16 protein-coding genes are annotated in these 17,626 nt (G+C 74.8%); 4 read left to right on the forward strand and 12 right to left on the reverse strand.

Annotated features, from left to right (window positions below; all coding sequences use genetic code 11):
- Nucleotides 1–3 precede the first annotated feature (3 nt).
- Genes E0L36_RS18310 through paaA form a run of 5 tightly spaced genes read right to left on the reverse strand, consistent with a single transcriptional unit; the run spans nt 4 to nt 3,864 of the window.
- Nucleotides 4–1,095, reverse strand: a complete 1,092-nt coding sequence (locus tag E0L36_RS18310) for a 2Fe-2S iron-sulfur cluster-binding protein (RefSeq protein WP_180930214.1) — start codon at nt 1,093–1,095, stop codon at nt 4–6.
- Between the two features lie 3 nt (nt 1,096–1,098).
- Nucleotides 1,099–1,671 carry a 1,2-phenylacetyl-CoA epoxidase subunit PaaD gene (paaD, locus tag E0L36_RS18315; RefSeq protein ID WP_180930215.1) on the reverse strand — a complete coding sequence of 191 codons (573 nt, stop codon included), beginning with the start codon at nt 1,669–1,671 and terminating at the stop codon, nt 1,099–1,101.
- Nucleotides 1,665–2,462: a 1,2-phenylacetyl-CoA epoxidase subunit PaaC gene (gene paaC / locus E0L36_RS18320; protein ID WP_374705556.1), complete on the reverse strand. Its 798-nt coding sequence runs from the start codon at nt 2,460–2,462 to the stop codon at nt 1,665–1,667. Before paaC ends, paaD begins: the two co-directional genes overlap by 7 nt.
- Nucleotides 2,459–2,743 carry a 1,2-phenylacetyl-CoA epoxidase subunit PaaB gene (gene paaB / locus E0L36_RS18325; RefSeq protein ID WP_180930216.1) on the reverse strand — a complete coding sequence of 95 codons (285 nt, stop codon included), beginning with the start codon at nt 2,741–2,743 and terminating at the stop codon, nt 2,459–2,461. Before paaB ends, paaC begins: the two co-directional genes overlap by 4 nt.
- Entirely contained in the window at nt 2,740–3,864 is a 1,125-nt protein-coding gene (paaA, locus tag E0L36_RS18330) for a 1,2-phenylacetyl-CoA epoxidase subunit PaaA (protein ID WP_258016325.1), read from the reverse strand. Before paaA ends, paaB begins: the two co-directional genes overlap by 4 nt.
- A 1,000-nt stretch (nt 3,865–4,864) precedes the next feature.
- Between paaA and E0L36_RS18335 the strand changes: the two genes are divergently transcribed.
- The 3 genes from E0L36_RS18335 (at nt 4,865) to E0L36_RS18345 (ending at nt 8,149) form a co-directional block, all read left to right on the forward strand.
- Nucleotides 4,865–5,557 (forward strand): DUF5819 family protein, encoded by a 693-nt coding sequence (locus E0L36_RS18335; protein ID WP_180930217.1) that lies wholly within the window; start codon nt 4,865–4,867, stop codon nt 5,555–5,557.
- 134 nt (nt 5,558–5,691) lie between these two features.
- On the forward strand, nt 5,692–7,137 hold the full coding sequence (locus E0L36_RS18340) for an HTTM domain-containing protein (protein ID WP_308416825.1): 1,446 nt from the start codon (nt 5,692–5,694) through the stop codon (nt 7,135–7,137).
- Nucleotides 7,138–7,411: 274 nt separating this feature from the next.
- Nucleotides 7,412–8,149, forward strand: coding sequence for an RNA methyltransferase (locus tag E0L36_RS18345; protein ID WP_219636879.1), 738 nt, complete (start codon nt 7,412–7,414; stop codon nt 8,147–8,149).
- 178 nt (nt 8,150–8,327) lie between these two features.
- Here E0L36_RS18345 and E0L36_RS18350 read toward each other — a convergent pair whose 3' ends face one another.
- Nucleotides 8,328–9,545: a YafY family protein gene (locus E0L36_RS18350; protein WP_180930219.1), complete on the reverse strand. Its 1,218-nt coding sequence runs from the start codon at nt 9,543–9,545 to the stop codon at nt 8,328–8,330.
- Nucleotides 9,546–9,830: 285 nt separating this feature from the next.
- Here E0L36_RS18350 and E0L36_RS18355 point away from each other — a divergent pair, with 285 nt between their 5' ends.
- A complete protein-coding gene (locus tag E0L36_RS18355) occupies nt 9,831–10,793 on the forward strand; it encodes an NAD(P)H-binding protein (RefSeq protein WP_180930220.1) in 963 nt (320 codons plus the stop codon).
- Between the two features lie 210 nt (nt 10,794–11,003).
- On the opposite strand, the gene E0L36_RS18360 is transcribed toward E0L36_RS18355, so the two are convergent.
- The 6 genes from E0L36_RS18360 to E0L36_RS18385 all read right to left on the reverse strand — a co-directional run bounded on the left by E0L36_RS18360 (nt 11,004) and on the right by E0L36_RS18385 (nt 17,623).
- Nucleotides 11,004–11,573 (reverse strand): bacterial proteasome activator family protein, encoded by a 570-nt coding sequence (locus E0L36_RS18360; protein WP_308416826.1) that lies wholly within the window; start codon nt 11,571–11,573, stop codon nt 11,004–11,006.
- A 384-nt stretch (nt 11,574–11,957) separates the two neighbouring features.
- Nucleotides 11,958–12,449 carry a hypothetical protein gene (locus E0L36_RS18365; protein WP_180930221.1) on the reverse strand — a complete coding sequence of 164 codons (492 nt, stop codon included), beginning with the start codon at nt 12,447–12,449 and terminating at the stop codon, nt 11,958–11,960.
- Nucleotides 12,450–12,636: 187 nt separating this feature from the next.
- A complete protein-coding gene (locus tag E0L36_RS18370) occupies nt 12,637–13,617 on the reverse strand; it encodes an NAD(P)H-quinone oxidoreductase (protein WP_180930222.1) in 981 nt (326 codons plus the stop codon).
- Between the two features lie 130 nt (nt 13,618–13,747).
- Nucleotides 13,748–14,800, reverse strand: coding sequence for a potassium channel family protein (locus E0L36_RS18375; RefSeq protein WP_180930790.1), 1,053 nt, complete (start codon nt 14,798–14,800; stop codon nt 13,748–13,750).
- A gap of 98 nt (nt 14,801–14,898) precedes the next feature.
- Nucleotides 14,899–16,752 carry a molybdopterin molybdotransferase MoeA gene (locus E0L36_RS18380; RefSeq protein ID WP_180930223.1) on the reverse strand — a complete coding sequence of 618 codons (1,854 nt, stop codon included), beginning with the start codon at nt 16,750–16,752 and terminating at the stop codon, nt 14,899–14,901.
- Nucleotides 16,739–17,623 (reverse strand): DUF6457 domain-containing protein, encoded by an 885-nt coding sequence (locus E0L36_RS18385; RefSeq protein ID WP_180930224.1) that lies wholly within the window; start codon nt 17,621–17,623, stop codon nt 16,739–16,741. Before E0L36_RS18385 ends, E0L36_RS18380 begins: the two co-directional genes overlap by 14 nt.
- Nucleotides 17,624–17,626 lie beyond the last annotated feature (3 nt).

The following is a 17,626-nucleotide window of genomic DNA, read 5'->3' on the forward strand; positions in this document are numbered from 1 at the left end:
CCCTCAGGCGTCGAAGTCCGCCTCCACCGAGGATGTGACCGGACGGGACTGGCAGGCCAGCACGTACCCGGCGGCCAACTCCTCTGGTTCGAGGGCGTAGTTGCGGTCCATCCGCACCTCCCCGGAGACCAGCCGCGCCCGGCAGGTCCCGCACACCCCGCCCTTGCAGGCGTACGGAGCGTCCGCCCGATGCCGGAGGACGGTCTCCAGCAGCGTCTCGCCCTCAGCCACCGGCCAGCTACCCCCACGCCCGTCCAGGGTGGCGGTGAGCGTGGCCGCGACGGGGGCCTCGGCGCCCTCGGCGGTGGAATGCGAGGCGACGGATATCCGGGAACTCCTCGGTTCCCCCTCCGGGGCCTCGTCGACGTGGAAGATCTCCTGATGAACGCGGGAGCGTGGCACGCCCAGCGCGCGGAGGGCGCTCGTGGCTCCCTCGACGAGTCCGAGCGGCCCGCAGAGGTACCAGCCGTCCACACCTCCGACGGGCAGCAGTCCGGGCAACAGCTCGGTCAGCCGGTCGGCGCTGAGCCTGCCCGAGACCAGGCCGGCCTGCTGTTCCTCCCGGGACACCACGGCGACCAGCTGGAAGCGGTCCGGGAAGCGGTCCTTCAGGTCGGCCACCTCCTCCAGGAACATCGTGGAGGCGGCGGAACGGTCGCTGCGGATCAGGGAGAAACGGGCCGCGGGCTCACTGGTCAGCGCCGACGCCACGATGGAGAGCAGCGGCGTGATCCCACTGCCTCCCACGACGCCCGCAAAGTGCCCGGGACGCGGTTCCAGGGTGAAACGCCCGGTGGGAGGCAGCACGTCGACGGTGTCGCCCACGGCGAGTTCCTTGAGGGCGTACGTGGAGAACTCGCCGCCCTCGACACGGCGGATCCCGATCCGGAGGGTGTGCGGCCGCGGGCTCGCCGGGTCACAGAGCGAGTAGGTACGCCGCGACTCCCCGCCCCGGCCGTCGGTACGGCGCAGCGCGATGTGCTGGCCGGGGGTGAAGCCGAAGCGGGGACGCAGTTCCTCGGGCACGGCGAAGCTGACCGCCGCCGCGTCGTCCGTCAGCCAGTCGATCGCGGTGACACGCAGTGGGTGGAACACGGCTCACACCTCCTTGAAGTGGTCGAAGGGCTCCAGGCAGGGAGCGCAGCGGCGCAGGGCCTTGCACGCGGTGGACGAGAAGCGGCTGAGCAGTGTGGTGTCCGCCGATCCGCAGTGCGGGCAGCGGATGCCCAGCTCCAGCGGTATCGGACCGGAGGTGTCCCGGGCGCCGCCCCGGGGCGGCGCTATCCCGAACTCGGCCAGTTTCCGGCGGCCTTCCTGGGTGATGTCGTCCGTGCTCCAGGGCGGGGTCAGCACGGTGCGGATCGCCACCTCGGCGATCCCCCGCTGGCGCAGCCGCTGTTCGATGTCGGCGCACATCGCCTCTATGGCGGGGCATCCGGTGTAGGTGGGCGTCAGCTTCACCTCGACTCGTTCCTCGCTCGGGGCCCGGACGCCACGGATCACGCCGAGTTCGGCGAGGCTCACCACGGGAAGTTCCGGATCGGGAACCGCACCGACCAGGCTCAGCAACTCCCGTTCCAGCGCGGTCGGCTGGTCCGTGGGCTCGGCGCCCGGTGTGGCGGTGTCGGGCTCTCGCGCGGTCCGGAGGCCGGGGTTCGGGGAGTTCACCATGAGGCTCCCGGGTGGCTCCGGTGGAGGTGCTGCATCTCGGCCAGCATGCGCCCGAACGGTTCGGTGTGGATGCCCTGGCGGCCCGCTCCGGCCGCCCAGGTCACGCCCTGCGGCGTCTCGGGCGGGGTGAGGGTTGCCCGTTCCAGCACCGCGCGAACGCTCGTCGTCCACCTCTCGCGCAGCGCGGCCCACTCCACGTCCAGGCCCTCCAGGGGCTGGAACAGCTCCTCCGTGTACCACCAGAGCGAGTCGAGCGCGCGCTGCGCGCGGCGGTGGCTCTCCGGGGTTCCGTCGCCCAGCCGGAGGGTCCAGTGCTCGGCGTGGTCGCGGTGGTACGCCACCTCACGGACCGCCTTCGTGGCGAGCGGCACCGCCCGGGGACCGGTGGCGAGCGCGCCGTACAACAGCTCCTGCCAGGAGGAGAAGAGCAGCTGGCGGAGGATGGTGTGGGCGAAGTCGCCGTTGGGCTGTTCGACCAACTGGCAGTTGTGGAAGGCGCGTTCCTCCCGGAGGAAGGCGAGGTCGTCCTCCGCTCCGACCTCGGAGTAGAGCGTCCGGGCCTGGCCGAGCAGGTCCAGCGCGATGTTGGCCAGGGCCAGTTCCTCTTCCAGGACCGGTGCCCAGCCCGCCCATTCCCCCAGCCGCTGGGAGAGGACAAGGGCGTCGTCGGCGAGCGGCAGCAGCGCGGACGGTGCGACGCCGGACGCGGACGCGGTGGAAGTCTGGGGCGCCGCTCCGGGCACTGCCCGCTCGCCGCCGGGGGAGGGCGGGGGCGTGGTGCGCGCGGTCACAGGTTCCGCACCCCCTCGGGCACCTCGTAGAAGGTGGGGTGGCGGTAGGGCTTGTCAGCGGCGGGTTCGAAGAACGGGTCCTTCTCGTCCGGCGAGGAGGCGGTGATCTCGCGGGAGGGCACGACCCAGAGTGAGACGCCCTCCGAGCGCCGGGTGTAGAGGTCACGGGCGTTCCGCAGCGCCATCTCGGCGTCCGGGGCGTGCAGGCTTCCGGCGTGGGTGTGGGAGAGGCCACGCCTGCTGCGGACGAACACCTCCCAGAGCGGCCAGTCGGCACTCATCGGTGGCTCCCTTCGCTACGCGGGGCACGGTCCCGCTCGGTGGCCGGTGTGGCCGGTGGTTCCGGGGCCGGTCCCCGGTCCTGGGGGTGGTGGCCGCGCGGGGGCTCCGGGGGCTGACCGCCCGGCGCCGGTGACGACGGGGTGGTGGCCTCCCGGGCGGGGGCGTGCTTGGCGGCGTAGGCGTCGGCGGCCGCGCGTACCCAGGCGCCGTCCTCGTGGGCCTGGCGGCGCTGGTTGAGGCGCCGTTCGTTGCAGGGGCCGTTCCCCTTGAGCACCTGCCGGAACTCCTCCCAGTCGATCTCACCGAACTCGTACCGACCGAGCTCCTCGCTCCAGCGGAGATCGGGGTCGGGGAGGGTGAGTCCGAGCGCCTCGGCCTGGGGGACGCAGATGTCCACGAACCGCCTGCGGAGTTCGTCGTTGGAGTGCCGCTTGATCTTCCAGGCCATCGACTGGGCGCTGTGCGCGGACTCGTCGTCCGGTGGGCCGAACATCATCAGCGAGGGCCACCACCAGCGGTCGACCGCGTCCTGGGCCATCGCGTGCTGTGCGGCGGTGCCCCGGCTGAGGGCCAGCAGCAGTTCGTACCCCTGGCGCTGGTGGAAGGACTCCTCCTTGCACACCCGCACCATGGCGCGCGCGTACGGGCCGTAGGAACAGCGGCAGAGCGGCACCTGGTTGGTGATCGCGGCGCCGTCCACCAGCCAGCCGATGGCTCCCACGTCGGCCCAGGTGAGCGTCGGGTAGTTGAAGATCGACGAGTACTTCTGGCGCCCGGAGTGCAGCTTGTCCAGCAGCTCCGCCCGGCTGACGCCCAGGGTCTCGGCGGCGCTGTACAGGTAGAGGCCGTGTCCCGCCTCGTCCTGCACCTTGGCCATCAGGATGGCCTTGCGGCGCAGGGAGGGGGCCCGGGTGATCCAGTTGGCCTCGGGCTGCATGCCGATGATCTCGGAGTGGGCGTGCTGGGCGATCTGGCGGATGAGGGTGGCCCGGTAGGCGTCCGGCATCCAGTCGCGCGGCTCGATGCGTTCGTCAGCCGCCACCGCGGCCTCGAACACCGCCTCCCGATCAGAGGAGAGCCCGGTGTCCTCCTCCAGCGGCGGTGATGTCGTCCCAGCCATCGAGCCCCCTTGCTCGCCCTCCGGCCGGGCACGGCAGCGCCGCCTCCCGGCCGCGTTACCAACCAAAACCAGCGCCACGACCACGAACGCCTGGTCGGCGGGCGGGCCCTGGGCTGTCCGGGCCGACCTACCGACCGATCGTTCGGTTCAATGGTGAGGCGCGGCCCCAGAGGGTGTCAAGGCTCGAATACGCTGAGGCGGCCGTGGGGGCGGCACGGCACCAGGCGCGGCGCGGTCCGCGTCGGCCGCGTCCCCTCCCCAGCGGCGCCCGGCGGCGCCCGTCCGACCGTCGGCCTTTCCAACACCCCTGCCACACCGGTCAGTTCACCGATCCGACGACTCCGGTGAACCCGAGATCCCAGCGGGCGCCGACCGGCGGGCGCTGGACCCGAGACGGGCACTCGGCGCGTTCGAGGGCCGCGCTCCCCGGAGCGCGGACGATCGGGCGGAGCTGGCGCCACGGAGCCGGAGGATCGGGGAGGCCGAGCCGCCGGGTGGACGAGTCGGGGGGCAGCGGGCGATATCAGGCGAGACCGGGCGGCGCGGACCGTACCCCGCGAGTGCGCCTCCCCCGGCCCACCGGAGACCGGCACCGGAATCCCCGGGAGTTGGTGCGGGCGTGCGGTGGCGCGCCGTACGGTGCGAGCGGCACCGTACGCCGCCCGGCGGAGCGCCCCGCCGCCTCGCGGACGCCGTCCGGGGAACGCGGGCCGGGCGCGAGCCGGGATCGCGGCCTGGTCGCGGACCGCGCACGCGCACCGGACACAACGGGCAGGGGCGCGGTCCCGGAGGGCGGGAGCGCGCACGGCGCCCCGCGCGCGAGCCCGGGCACGGCGGGCCGGGCGGGCGGGTCGGGAGAGCCGGGGTTCCCGGACTCCGGGGCTGGAGGCCGGGGCCACAGGGGGGTGGCCGAGCGCCGGTGACGGCGGTTGGCCAGGATTGGGTGCGGCACGGCGGCCAGGACCGCCGGAGCCACCGGAGGATGGGGAGCAGGGAGGGCATGGAGCCACAGGGACGCCAGGCGCCGGACGCCGAGCGGAGCGGTAGCGGACAGGGTGGCCTCGCCACGCTCTCCGGGCCCGCGCGCGCCGTCGTGGCGATAGCCGTCGCGGTCGTCATGGTCGCCGTCGCCGTCCATCTGGCGATGGTGTTCCTGCACGTCGCGCCGGACAACACCATCAGCAAGAAGCACGACCAGACGATCGATGACTACATCTATCCCGAGTTCGAGCAGAACTGGAAGCTCTTCGCGCCCAACCCGCTACAGCAGAACGTCGCGGTGCACGCGCGGGCCCGGGTCGCGCAGGAGGACGGTAGCGCGCGGGTCACTCGATGGGTGAACCTCTCCGCGATGGACGGCCGCGCCATCGACGGCAGTCTCGCGCCCAGCCACACCGTGCAGAACGAACTCCGGCGCGGCTGGGAGTTCTTCAGTAACTGGCACGACTCCAAGGGCAAGCCGGTGGGGCTCCGTGGCGAACTCTCGGAGCGCTACATCAAGCGGATCGTCATGCTCCGCCTCGGCCACGAGTTTGACGGCGGCACCGTGGAACGCATCCAGGTGCGGTCGGCGATCACCCCGGTGGCCGTGCCGGACTGGAGCGACGAGAAGCAGGACGTGAAGACCACCTACCGCGTGCAGCCCTGGTGGCAGGTAACCAGCGCGGACCTTCCCAAGGGCGGCGGCAAGTGAGCGAACAGCACGGACAGCGAGCCCAACCACCGCGGCACCCCGGGGCGCCCGTCCCGTCCGCAGAGGGCGCGGACCCGGACGTCCCGCGGGCCCCCTGGCACCGGCCCGCGTGGCGGGTCCGCGCGGAGACGAGCGTGGCCCACGGCCTGGAGCGGGTCACCGGCGCCGCGCTCGGGCCCTACCAGTCGGCGGTCGTGCGCATCGGTTTCGCCGCCACCTGGCTGCTCTTCCTGCTCCGCGAGTGGCCACACCGGCACGAGCTGTACGGGCCGGACAGCCCGTGGGGCTGGGACCTCGCCGAGCGGCTGGTCGACTCCAACGGCGCGTTCACCATCCTGCTCTGGTCGGACAGCGAGAGCTGGTTCGAGTTCGTCTATCTCTTCGCGATGGCCGCGAGCCTGGCGCTGCTGCTCGGCTGGCGCACCCGGGCCGCCTCGGTGCTGTTCATGGTCGGGGTGCTCGGACTACAGAACCGCAGCGTCTTCATGGGCGACGGCGGCGACAACGTCATCCATCTGATCGCGATGTACCTGGTGTTGACCCGATGTGGTCAGGTCTGGTCGCTGGACGCCCGCCGGGCCCGCGCGCGGGAGACCTCGTCGCCACCGGGTGACGCGACCGGCGTGGTGCTCTGGTCGGTTCTCGGCGCCATCCTGTTCGGCGCCACCTCGGTGGGCGGCTTCAGCACCGGCTGGGCGCTGTTCCTCTGGGGACTCTGGCTGATCCACGGACTGTGGTGGACGGTGAACCGGCTGGCGCCCGAAGGCGAGCCCCGCCGGGTCTGCGACATCCTCGCCAACCTGGCGCACAACGGGGCCCTGCTCGTCATCATGGCGGAGGTCTGCCTGATCTACGCCACGGCGGGCTGGTACAAGATCCAGGGGTCTCGCTGGCAGGACGGCACGGCCGCCTACTACCCGCTGCACCTGGACTACTTCTCGCCCTGGCCCTGGCTGGGCGACCTGGTCGCCAGCAGCGGTACGGCGATCATGGTGATGACCTACGCGACCGTCATCACCCAGGTCGCCTTCCCCTTCACGCTGTTCAACCGGCGGGTCAAGAACGTCCTGCTGGCCGTCATGATCGCGGAACACCTCAGCATCGCGGTCCTGATGGGACTGCCCTTCTTCTCGATGGCCATGATCGCCGCCGACGCGGTCTTCCTGCCCACGGCCCTGCTGGTCTGGCTCGGGGCCCGCGCCTCCGGGCTCGGCGCCCGCGTGCGCGGTCGGCTCCCCGCGCGACGCCGACCGGCCACCGACCCGTCGGCGGACCCGTTCGAGGCGGACGATCCGGGCGACGGCCCCGGCCCTCACCCCGCCGACCGGTCGGGCGAGCACCGCGATCCGGCGTACGCCGCTCCGCCCGTCCACGCCTCCGCGAGCCCCACCGGCCCGGACCCCGCGCTGCCCGCCCAGCGGACCGTCGCCACGGGGGCGTCACCGGCGGACGGGAGCGCCGGGGCGGGCGCACCGGCGGACGGCGCGCGGCGGACGGACGGCGAACAGCCCTCCGGCCGGGACGAACCGGACGGCGGCAACCGGCTGTCCTGGGGCCGCCCGGATTCCCCCGACGGCTGACCGAACGCCCGCCGCGCCCACCCCGGTTGGCCCCGTCCGGTCCGGCGGGGTCGCGACTCCGGTGGGGCGCGGCGGACGGTCCGGGTGGGCGGACGCGGGCCAGAGCAGCCGCCACCCGGCCCGTACAGTGAGCGGCGTGAGCGGGGAGAACGGTGGGCACGGCGGAAGCGCCGGTCACGGCGAAGGCGGCGCAAGCGGCGAAGGTGGCGGGGGCGCGGCGGCGACCGGTGCCGGCCCGGCCCGCTGGGCCGCCCTCCACGACGCGGACCACGTCCTGCTGGACGGATTCCACGCACTGAAGCACGCGCTCCGGTTCGGCGCCGAGGTGCCTGTCGCCCTCACCCGGGACCGCGCGGCCGCGCTGGACCTCGCCCACGCCCTCGCCCCCGACCGTGTCGCGGTGCTGGAGTCGCTGCTCACCGAGGTGAGCGGGGAGGAACTGCGCCGCCTGGTACCCCGTCCGCACCCCACTGGCGTGGCCGCGCTCGCCGTCCGGGACTCCGGCGCGGGTGCCGAGCCTCCGGCGCACGCCGCCTCCGCCCGCACGGCGCCCGTCGTGGTGCTCGACAACCCCCGGAACCTCGGCAACCTGGGGGCCGTCGTGCGGCTGGCCGCCGGATGCTCCGCTTCGGCCGTCCTCACCACCGGTTCCCTGGACCCCTGGCACCCGCAGGCGGTGCGGTCCAGCGCCGGGCTGCACTTCGCGCTCCCGGTCGGGCACCGCACCGTGGACGAGCTGCCCGAGGGCCCGCTCTACGCCCTGGATCCGGAGGGCGACGACCTGCGGGAACTGCCGCTTCCGGACGGCGCGCTCCTCGCCTTCGGCTCCGAGCGACACGGACTCTCCGCCGAACTCCGGTCCCGCGCGGACCATTTGGTCGCGCTGCCGATGCGCCCGCTGGTCTCCAGCTACAACCTGGCCACCAGCGTGGCCATGACGCTCTACCACTGGATGGCGCGGGGACGCCCCGAGCCGTACGCCGCCGAACCGGACGGTTCCAGCGGCTCCTGAGGTCCCGGCCGCCCTCACCAGCGCGGCCGCGCGGACCCCGCCGCCCCCACCCGGCCCGTCCACGCCGCGACCGGCCGCGACCGGCTGCGACCGAAGTGATCCCGCGCCCGCGCACGCCCCGTCCGACCTCCGCGTCCTCCGGCCGCGGCCCGTCGGACTCCGTCGGCGGCCCGGCCGGTCAGGGGGCGCCCCGCGCTGCCGTCGCGCGCGCCGCGCGGGCGGCCATCCGGCGGCTGGCCAGCCGGAACTCCTCGGGTCCCGCTATCCGGTAGGGGACGCCGACCGCCGCGACCACCCCGGCGAGCCAGTCCCAGTCGTCCGCGTGTGTGGTGTACCGGCAGCGGTCCGCGCCGACGGCCTCCAGGCCGCCGAACTCGGCGATCAGCCGGGGCGCCACCCGCGCGAGGGGCGCTTCGAACAGCACGACGCCGTCGCCGCCGGGGGTCCGGCCGGGAAGGCCGGACGGCCCACCCATCGGCCCGGCGGGAAGCGGGCGCGGCACGAACGTGTCGCCGGGGACGCGCACCTCCCGGACCCGGTCGATCCGGAAGCTCCGCCAGTCGCCCCGGTCGAGGTCCCAGCCGAGCAGGTACCAGCGGTGCGCCCGCAACAGCTGCCGGTACGGCTCGACCCGGCGCTCGGTCACGTCGCCGTCCGGCCGGACGTACCGGAACCGGACGTGGGACCGCAGTCGGACGGCCGAGGCCAGCGTCCCGAGCGCCGTCAGCCCGTCCGCGCCGCCCACGGGCCGTGCGCCGGGAGCGGGCCGTTCGGCAGGAGCGGGCCGTTCGGCGGGAGCGGGCCGTTCGGCGGGAGCGGGCCGTTCGGCGGGAGAGGGCCGGGGCTCCTCGGCCCGGCCGGGGACGGGTGCGTTCGCGTACGAGCGTGCGCCCGGGGCGCTCCGGTGCGGCCGGGCGCTGACGTCCGCCATGCTCCCGAACCCGGCGTCCCCCGGTTCCGTCCGGCGGTCGCCGCGCTCCTCGTCCGCCGCGCGCACGCCGCCCGCGACGGCCTCGGTACCGGCGCGCACGGCCGCGACCCTCGTCCGCAGCCGTGCGGGAAGCACCTGTTCCAGGTGGTGAAGGGCGCTGCTCCCCGGCCCACCGGTGCCGTCCTCCCAGCCGGCGGTCACGTGCCGCAGCCCGACGGCGAGGGCCAGCGCCTCCTCCTCGGACATCGGCAGGACCGGCATCCCGCCCGCGTCCGCGAGGCGGTAGCCGCCGCCGGTGCCCGCCACGGACTCCACCCGGTAACCCAGTCCCCGGAGCCGTTCGACGTCCCGGCGGAGCGTGCGCGGCGACACACTCAGCCGCGCCGCGAGGTGAGCACCGCTCCACGGCTGTCCGTGGCGGAGCAGGCTCAGTAGCCGGAGGGTGCGTGCGCTGGGGTCTCCCATCGCCTCAGCCTGCCACCCCGTGACCGGGATCCGCCCCCGCCCACCCGTCCGGAACCGGCCAACACCCCGCGACCAGGAACGGGCGCGCGCCCCAGCCAACGGGACCTGACGGCTCCTCGCAGCCAGAAACTGACGGCCCCTCGCCGCCCGGAACTGACGGCGTATCGCGGCCAGGAACTGGCCGCGAAACTTCCTACTGTTCCCGCCGAGCCAGCCGCTCACCGCGTGTCCCACGCGGGGCGGGAACCGGTGGCCGCGGGGAGCGCGGCGGAGAGGGAGTGCCGAATGACCATCGTCGTCACCACACCGACCGGAAACGTCGGTTCGCGTACGGTCCAGCTGCTGCTTCAGGCGGGTGTGCGCCCACGGTTGCTCGTCCGCGACCCCGGACGGCTGGACGCGGCGACCCGCGCCCGGGCGGAGGTCCGCGTCGGCGACCTCACCGACACCGCGTTCGTCCGGGAGGCGACGCGCGGCGCGGACAGCGTCCTCTGGGTCGACCCCACCCCCGCCACGGTGGCCGCACCGGTCGAGACGTCGCTGCGCACGGCGGACGGTCTGGTGGAGGCGGCACGCGCGGGTGAGGTCGCTCGCGTGGTGCTGCTGAGCAGTGTCGGGGCCGAACTCCGCCACGGGGCCGGGCACATCGACGCGCTCGGCGGCATCGAGGAACGACTGGACGCCACCGGGGCCGACGTGCTGCACCTGCGCTGCGGCTACTTCTTCAGCAACCTGTGGACCGAACTCGACGGGCTGGCCCGCGGGGTGCTGACCACCGCCTTCGACCCGGACCGGCCGATGGCCTGGGTCGACCCGCGGGACATCGGTGAGGTGGCGGCGGCGCGGCTGCTCTCGTCGGCCTGGCGGGGCCGGGTGGTGCAGGGGGTGCACGGGCCGGAGGACCTCAGTCCCGCCGATGTCGCGCGGATCCTGTCCGAGGTGCTGGGCCGCCCCATCCGGCTGGACGCGCTCAGCGACGCGGACGTACGCGCGGGGCTGCGCGGGGCCGGGCTGCCGCCCGGTGCGGTTGAGGCCATCGCCGGGATGAGTGCGGGAACTCGCCACCTCACCCCCGATCCGCCACGCGGTCCGCTCACCACGACGCCGGGCACGCTCACGGCGTGGGCGTCCACGCGCCTGCGCCCGGCGCTGGCCAGCCACGGCGGTGCGGAGGCGCGCGGAACCGGCGCGGAGGACTCAGCCCCGCGCCGGGAGGGCACCGCCCCGCCTCCCGCCGACCGTTCCTGAAGCGCGCGCCCGGGAAGCGGCGGGGTTCCGCCCCTGGACGGCCCCGGGTTCCGGCGGCCCGAGGTCCCCGAGGACTCCGGGGTTCCGGAGCCCCGCAGGAAGCTGCTCCTCCGGTCGCGCTCCACGGGACCGGCCCGGTTCCACGTCCTGCTGTCACGCCGGTTCCGCGCCGCGAGGGCGACGGCGGCGTCACCACAGGCATCATCACTGTCAGAGGTAGGGGCCACCGGAACGGGCCTGGGTGCCGGGCAGGTCACCGGCCTCGGCCTCGTCGGGCACCGCGCCGGGGGGCAGGGCCCTGCGCATCTGCTCCAACTGCGCCCGGGCCGCCATCTGCTGGGCGAACAGCGCGGTCTGGATGCCGTGGAAGAGCCCCTCCAGCCATCCGACGAGCTGCGCCTGGGCGATCCGCAGTTCGGCGTCGGTCGGCGCCGAGTCCTCGGCGAACGGCAGTGACAGCCGCTCCAGTTCGTCGATCAGCTCCGGGGCGAGACCGTCCTCCAGCTCCTTGATAGAGCTGGTGTGGATCTCCTTGAGCCGCGCCCGGCTGGCTTCGTCCAGCGGCGCCGCCTTCACCTCTTCCAGCAGCTGCTTGATCATGCTGCCGATGCGCATGACCTTCGCGGGCTGTTCGACCATCTCCGTGACCGGGACCTCAGCCTGCTCGTCGCCTTCACCATCACTGTCCCTGGAGGCAGTGCTGCCGAGAGCCATTCCGTCCGGGCCCACGACCAGGACCTGCGGGCTCTCCTGCGATCGTTCGTTGCTCGGCTGCGTCATACCCCCCATTCTGCATCCATCCCCGGGAGGCGGCCGGACGAGGGCGGTGACCGGACGGTAGGGGGAACTCCGGGGGATCCGCCCGTCCGCGCAGCCGTGAGGCCGTTCCGGACGGGACGGACGACCCGGGCGGGACAGGCGGTCCGGTGGGACGGGCCACGCGGCGGCACTCCGCCGGAACGGTCACCTCCGGCGCCGGAGGTGCACCCTCGCGCGACGGTACGAAACCGCCGTACCGGGACCGTACCGGGAGCGTCGCCGGACCCGTCGTACGAGAACGGACGGGGAGAAGCGGAAGTCGACCGGGGAACACCCGGGCGGGTGGGTCCTCCGGTCACGGCTGACGCGCGGAAGGGCCAGGCCGCCGGCACGACACGGACAGGCTCAGCCGCGGCGCATCCTGAACCCGATGAAGGCGAGCCCGAGTCCGATCGAGGCGAGTCCGGCGCCCAACGGCAGCACCGGCAGGACCTGTCCGGTCGGCGTCGCCCCGTCCTCCTCCTCGGTGGGCGTGGGCTCCCAGCTGGCGTCCGGCCCGTCGGGGGACGGGCCCCGGCTCACGCCGAGCGGGTCCGCCGCGTGGAGAGGACGGGGCGCCCAGGGCGGCGAGGGAGCCACCCCCGGCCGCCGCACCGTCTCCGCGCCGGGCCCTCCCGCGCCGGTGGTCAGCGCCGAGAGCCCCGCCGTCCACGCGTCCGCCGTCCGGGCCCGGTGCGGGACGGTGCCGTGGGCGTCCGTGGCGGGGCCGGGCCACGTGGCGGTGACGGCGGGCGGTGACGCGGCGGCCACTTCGGTGGGCGCGGCGGCCAGTGACAGGGCGGCACAGCAGACGGCGGCGAGCCGGTGTCCGCGTCTGCCCTGCCCCACGTGTCGCACTGCGCTGACCCTTCCGAGCCGGACCGTTCGCGATGTCACCAGCGTCACACAGCGGAACAGTCCCGGCATTTCGGATGCGGCACCTCGGAGGGTGCTTCGGGTGGGAAGGGGAGCGGAACGGTCGGCGCGCGTGCCGGGGCACGCGCCGCGCGACCGCGCCGGGAGGCGAATCGGCGGCTCCCGGGCGTCAGCTAGTCGTCAGCAGCACCTTGCCGACGTGCGTGCTCTCCTCCAGCACCCGGTGCGCCTCCGCAGCCTCGCGCAGCGGAATCGTCCGGTCGACGACGCCGCGCACCCGGCCGTCCGCCAGCAGCGGCCACACGTGCTCGCGCGCCTCCGCCACGATCCTCGCCTTCTCCTCTTCGGGCCGCCCCCGGAGCGAGGTCGCCGCGACGGACGCCCGCTTCCGCAGCAGCGCCCCGAGGTTCAGCTCGGCCGTCGCACCGCCCTGCAAGCCGATGATCACCAGTCGGCCGTCGGTCGCGAGCGCCCGCACGTTCCGCTCCAGGTACCGGGCGCCGACGATGTCCAGGATGACGTCGGCGCCGTGACCGTCCGTCGCCTCCCGCAGCTCGGACAGGAAGTCCTGCTCGCGGTAGTTGACGAGCACGTCCGCGCCGAGCTCCGCGCAGCGGCGCAGTTTGGCGTCGCTGCCCGCCGTGACGGCGACCCGCGCCCCGAGCGTCTTCGCCAGCTGGATCGCCATCGTGCCGATACCGCTGCCGCCGCCGTGCACCAGCAGCGTCTCGCCCGGCCGGAGCGCCGCGTGCATGAACACGTTCGACCAGACGGTACAGACGACCTCCGGAAGACCGCCCGCGTCCGTCAGCGAGACGCCCTCCGGCACCGGCAGCAACTGCCCCACGGGCACGGCGACCCGCTCCGCGTAGCCGCCGCCGGCGAGCAGCGCGCACACCTCGTCCCCGACCGACCAGCCACTCACCCCGGGGCCCAGCGCCGCGACGCGCCCGGAGCACTCCAGGCCGGGGTAGGGCGAAGCGCCGGGCGGCGGGTCGTAGAACCCCTGCCGCTGTAGCAGATCGGCGCGGTTGACGCCGCTCGCCACCACATCGACGAGGACCTGCCCCTCGGCCGGTTCGGGATCGGGCACCTCGGCCCAGGTCAGCGCGGACGCGTCGCCCGGCTCGGGAATCGTGATCGCATGCATGGAGGCGACGCTACTCCCCGCCCCTCCCCGCCCCGCGCCCCCGTCACCGCCATCCCGTCGAACCCTCAGGACACGGACGCCGAACGCCACAGCCGCCGCCACGCCGTCCGGCGGAGCCGCCTCGGACGGCTCAACGACCCGGCGGGCTCCCCGGCGGTCGGCTGGCCCGCTTGATGACCACCAGCCGGTCCGTCAGCTGGAGGGTCCCGGCCTCCGGATCGTCGAAGCTGAGCAGCCGGTGTCCCCGCACCACCGTCACCACCAGGTCCTCGCACTCACGCGGGGAACGTCCCGCCTCGGCCTTGGTGACCGGCCGCTCCTTCAGGTCGAGGCCGGTGCCCTGGTGGATCAGGTCCTCCAGCACCTCGCTGGCGTTCGGGCTGGTGGTGGCCAGGCCCAGCAGCCGCCCCGCCGCGCTGGCGCTGGTGATCACCGCGTCGGCGCCGGACTGCCGCAGCAGCGGCGCGTTCTCCTCCTCCCGCACCGCAGCGATGATCTTTATCCGGGAGTTGAGCTGCCGGGCCGTCAAGGTCACCAGCACCGCGGTGTCGTCCCGCTGCGGCGCGATGACGATCTGCTGGGCGCGCTGCACCTCCGCGCGCTTCAGCACCTCACTGCGGCTGCCGTCCCCGGTGACCCCGGCGAACCCCTCCGCGTTCGCGGCGTTCACCACGTGGTGGTTGGGGTCGATGATCACGACGCGTTCCCTGCTCAGGCCGCTCGACAGCAGGGTCTGGATCGCGGACCGGCCCTTCGTCCCGAAGCCGACGACGACGGTGTGGTCGCGCAAGGCGGACCTCCAGCGGGAGTGGCGCCACTGCTCACGGGTGCGTTCGGTGAGCGCCTCAAGTGTGGTGCCGATGAGGATGATCAGGAAGAGCACCCGCAGCGGCGTGATCAGCAGCACGTTCACCAGCCGTGCGGTGTCGCTGGTGGGGGCGATGTCACCGTAACCGGTCGTGGAGAGCGTGACGGTCGTGTAGTAGACGCAGTCCAGCAGGGAGACGGAGTCGTCGAAGTTGTCCCGGTAGTCGTCCCGCTCGACGTAGACCAGCAGGACGGTCAGCACCAGCACCCCCAGCGCCGCCAGCAGCCGCCGCGCGACCTGCCGGAAGGGACTGACCTCGGGCCGGGGCAACCGCACCGTCCGCTGCACGTCCTGCGAGAACGTGTCCGACGGCAGGGGGAGTTGACTGACCCGGCCGGACCGCCGCCGCGAGCCACCGCCGACGCCGCCACCACGCCGTCCCCCGGCGTCCCGCCGGGTACGCGCCGCGCGCTTCACCGGGGCAGCTCCAACAGTTCGACCTGGGTGCCCCCCGCGACGCCCCCCGGTGGCACCACGGCCAGCGCGTCGGCGCCCGCGACACCCCGCAGCATCGCCGGGCCGGAGTAGCGCAGCGGCCGCACGGCGGCCCCCGGCACGCGCATCACCGGAACGAGCCGGGTGTCGACCGGATGGCCGCGCACCTCACCGTCCAGCACCGCGTATCCGCTGGGCACCCGCGGCATCCCCCCGAGCCGCCGCAGCAACGGCTCGGCCAGCGACAGCAGACCGGCGAGCGCCGCCAGCGGATTGCCCGGCAGCCCCACCAGATGACGCCCGGCCCGCGGAACCCCGGCCGGGGCCCCCTCCGGTTCCGGTCCCGGCTCCGCCAGCACCTCGGCCAGCGCGTCCATCCGCCACCCCCCGTCCTCTCCCACCCCGCACAGCCGGTCGCCGCGGCTGGCCTTCCCGGCCGCCGGGGGAGCGGGGCGCGACGCGGAACGCAGCCGGGGACGCCCCGCCGCGCCATCCGAACCGGTCTCCGTCTCCGGTCCGGCGTCCTCCGCCACCTCGGGCAGCTCCGCGAGAAGCATCGGATGACCGGGGCGCACGCGCACCCCGTCCACGAGAAGCCGGGCACCGAGCCGCTCCAGCGTCCGGTGCAGGTGGTCGACCGGCCCGGCGGCGGTCCCGCCGGTCGTGACGACCAGCTCCGCGGTGGAGGTCGCCACCGCCTCGAACAGCGCGTCCGCGTCGTCCCCCAGCCAGCGGACCGCGCTCACCTCCACGCCGAGCCCGGCCAGCCACGGCGCCACCATCGGGCCGAGCGCGTCCCGGATCCGGCCCTCCTCGGGAAGTCCCCGGCGCAGCAACTCCTCGCCGAGCACCAGGATCTCCACCCGCGGCCGCCGCACCACGTCCAGGCGGTCGTACCCGGCCGCGGCGGCCAGGCCGAGCACCACCGGGGACACCCACACCCCGGCGGGCAGCAGCCGATCCCCCGAACGGCACTCCTGACCCCGGGGACGGATGTCCGTACCCGGCTGCGGCGCCTCCCGGACGACCCCACCGGCGTCCGCCTCGCTCAACCGGCGCAGCTGGCCCTGCCGGACCTCGCCGTACTCCGATCGCAACACCGCCGTCGCCCCCCGGGGCACTCGGGCTCCGGTGGCGATGGGCACCGCGGCGCCGTCGGCCAGCGGCAGCGGCGCCCGGCGATCACCCGCCAGCAGCCCCGCGCCTCCCGGAACCGCCGGGCCCCCGGACTCCTCCTCCGCCTCCGGCCCGCCCTCGGCCGCGTGCGGATCCACCAGCTCCCACGGTCCCGGGCCCGCCACCGCCCAGCCGTCCATCGCCGAGGTGTCGAACGGCGGCAGGTCGGTCAGCGCGCGCAGCGGCGCGGCGAGCGTGTGGTGCAGCGCCTCGTCCAGCGGCAGCGTCACCGGCGGCAGCGTGCCGCCCGCCGCCCAGGCGCACGCCCGCGCCTCCTCCCAGCCGGTGGCCTGCTCCCGGTGCCGGGGCGCGCCGGAGGTCCGCGCGGCGCCCGCCGACGGTGCGGACCGCTCCGCGCCGTCCACCGGTGTGGTCGCCTCGGCGTCGCCGCCCCACGATCCGCCACCCGGCGCGGAGTCGGCCGCGGCGTCCACCGGGTCCGGGGCGGCGTCCCCCGCGGATGGGCACGCGTCCGCCTGTGCGGCGGGCACGCCCGCGCCCTCCGGGAGTCGTCCCGCGGGCAGCGGCGCCGCGCCCGGCCCGAACGCACTCCCCACCGCGCCGGTCGACCACGCCTCTCCCCCGGCGGATCCGTCGGGCGCCCGCCCGCTGTTCGCCAACGCCACCGCCTCATCCAGTTCGTCAGCGCCGCTCATCGTGCTCTTCCGCCACCCAGCGGCGCGCCAGCTCCGCCGCCTGCCGCGCCGCCCGCGCCACCTCCTCCGGGGACCCGCCCCGCTGCGCCGCCGCGTATCCCACCAGGAACGTCGTCAGCGGGGCGGCGGGCCGCGCCACCGAATGCGCCGCGTCCCGCGCGAGATCCAGCAGCGCCGCGGTGAGGTTCGGTTCCGACGGCGCGGGGGAACCCAGATCGAGTTCGATGCCCAGCTCGGCCATGACTGCGGTCGTCCATTCATCCAGCACGGAGCCATGCTCCCTGATCCGCGCACGAGCCGAGGCGATGTCCTCCCAGGTGTCGCAGTCCACCGCCGCTCCGGCACCCACCTCCGAGGACGCCGACTCCGCGACGGGCACGGGGACCCGGCGCAGCGACAACCCCGGCAGCAGCAACCGCATCGGAAGCCCCGCGAGGCTCCCGTACTCCACGCGCGACAGCGCGAGTTCCCGCCGCAGCGCGTCCGCCCGGTAGGCCGCCACCAGCGGCTGGTCACGGCCGTCGAACAGCAGCGCGCCCTCCTCGGCGGCGGGCGCCAGCAGCTCCCGCACCGTCCCGGCGTCCAGGAACGGCAGATCCGCCGAGAGCACCAGGACCACCTCGGCCGTGCAGTGCCGCAGCCCGGCCTCCAGCGCGGCCAGCGGGCCGGAGCCCGGAGGTTCCTCCAGGGCCCAGCCGACCCGCCGGACGGTCGGCCGACGCGGTCCGACGACCGTCGTGGACGCGGCGTCCGCGCAGGCGGACAGGGTGCGGTCCAGCAGGGTGCGCCCCCCGACGGTGACGGACATCTTGTCCACCCCGCCGAGACGGCGCGCCCCGCCACCCGCGATGACGATGGCGTCGTAGTTCACACC

This window comes from Streptomyces sp. AJS327 (genome assembly GCF_013450295.1).
GTDB lineage: Bacteria > Actinomycetota > Actinomycetes > Streptomycetales > Streptomycetaceae > Streptomyces.

Bases quoted from the DNA above. Each gene is read 5' to 3' on its own strand.
- paaB (WP_180930216.1), bottom strand. From the start codon at position 2,743: ATGAGTGCCGACTGGCCGCTCTGGGAGGTGTTCGTCCGCAGCAGGCGT.
- E0L36_RS18360 (WP_308416826.1), bottom strand. From the start codon at position 11,573: ATGACGCAGCCGAGCAACGAACGATCGCAGGAGAGCCCGCAGGTCCTG.
- paaD (WP_180930215.1), bottom strand. From the start codon at position 1,671: ATGGTGAACTCCCCGAACCCCGGCCTCCGGACCGCGCGAGAGCCCGAC.
- paaA (WP_258016325.1), bottom strand. From the start codon at position 3,864: ATGGCTGGGACGACATCACCGCCGCTGGAGGAGGACACCGGGCTCTCC.
- E0L36_RS18335 (WP_180930217.1), top strand. From the start codon at position 4,865: ATGGAGCCACAGGGACGCCAGGCGCCGGACGCCGAGCGGAGCGGTAGC.
- E0L36_RS18350 (WP_180930219.1), bottom strand. From the start codon at position 9,545: ATGGGAGACCCCAGCGCACGCACCCTCCGGCTACTGAGCCTGCTCCGC.
- E0L36_RS18355 (WP_180930220.1), top strand. From the start codon at position 9,831: ATGACCATCGTCGTCACCACACCGACCGGAAACGTCGGTTCGCGTACG.
- E0L36_RS18380 (WP_180930223.1), bottom strand. From the start codon at position 16,752: ATGAGCGGCGCTGACGAACTGGATGAGGCGGTGGCGTTGGCGAACAGC.
- E0L36_RS18370 (WP_180930222.1), bottom strand. From the start codon at position 13,617: ATGCATGCGATCACGATTCCCGAGCCGGGCGACGCGTCCGCGCTGACC.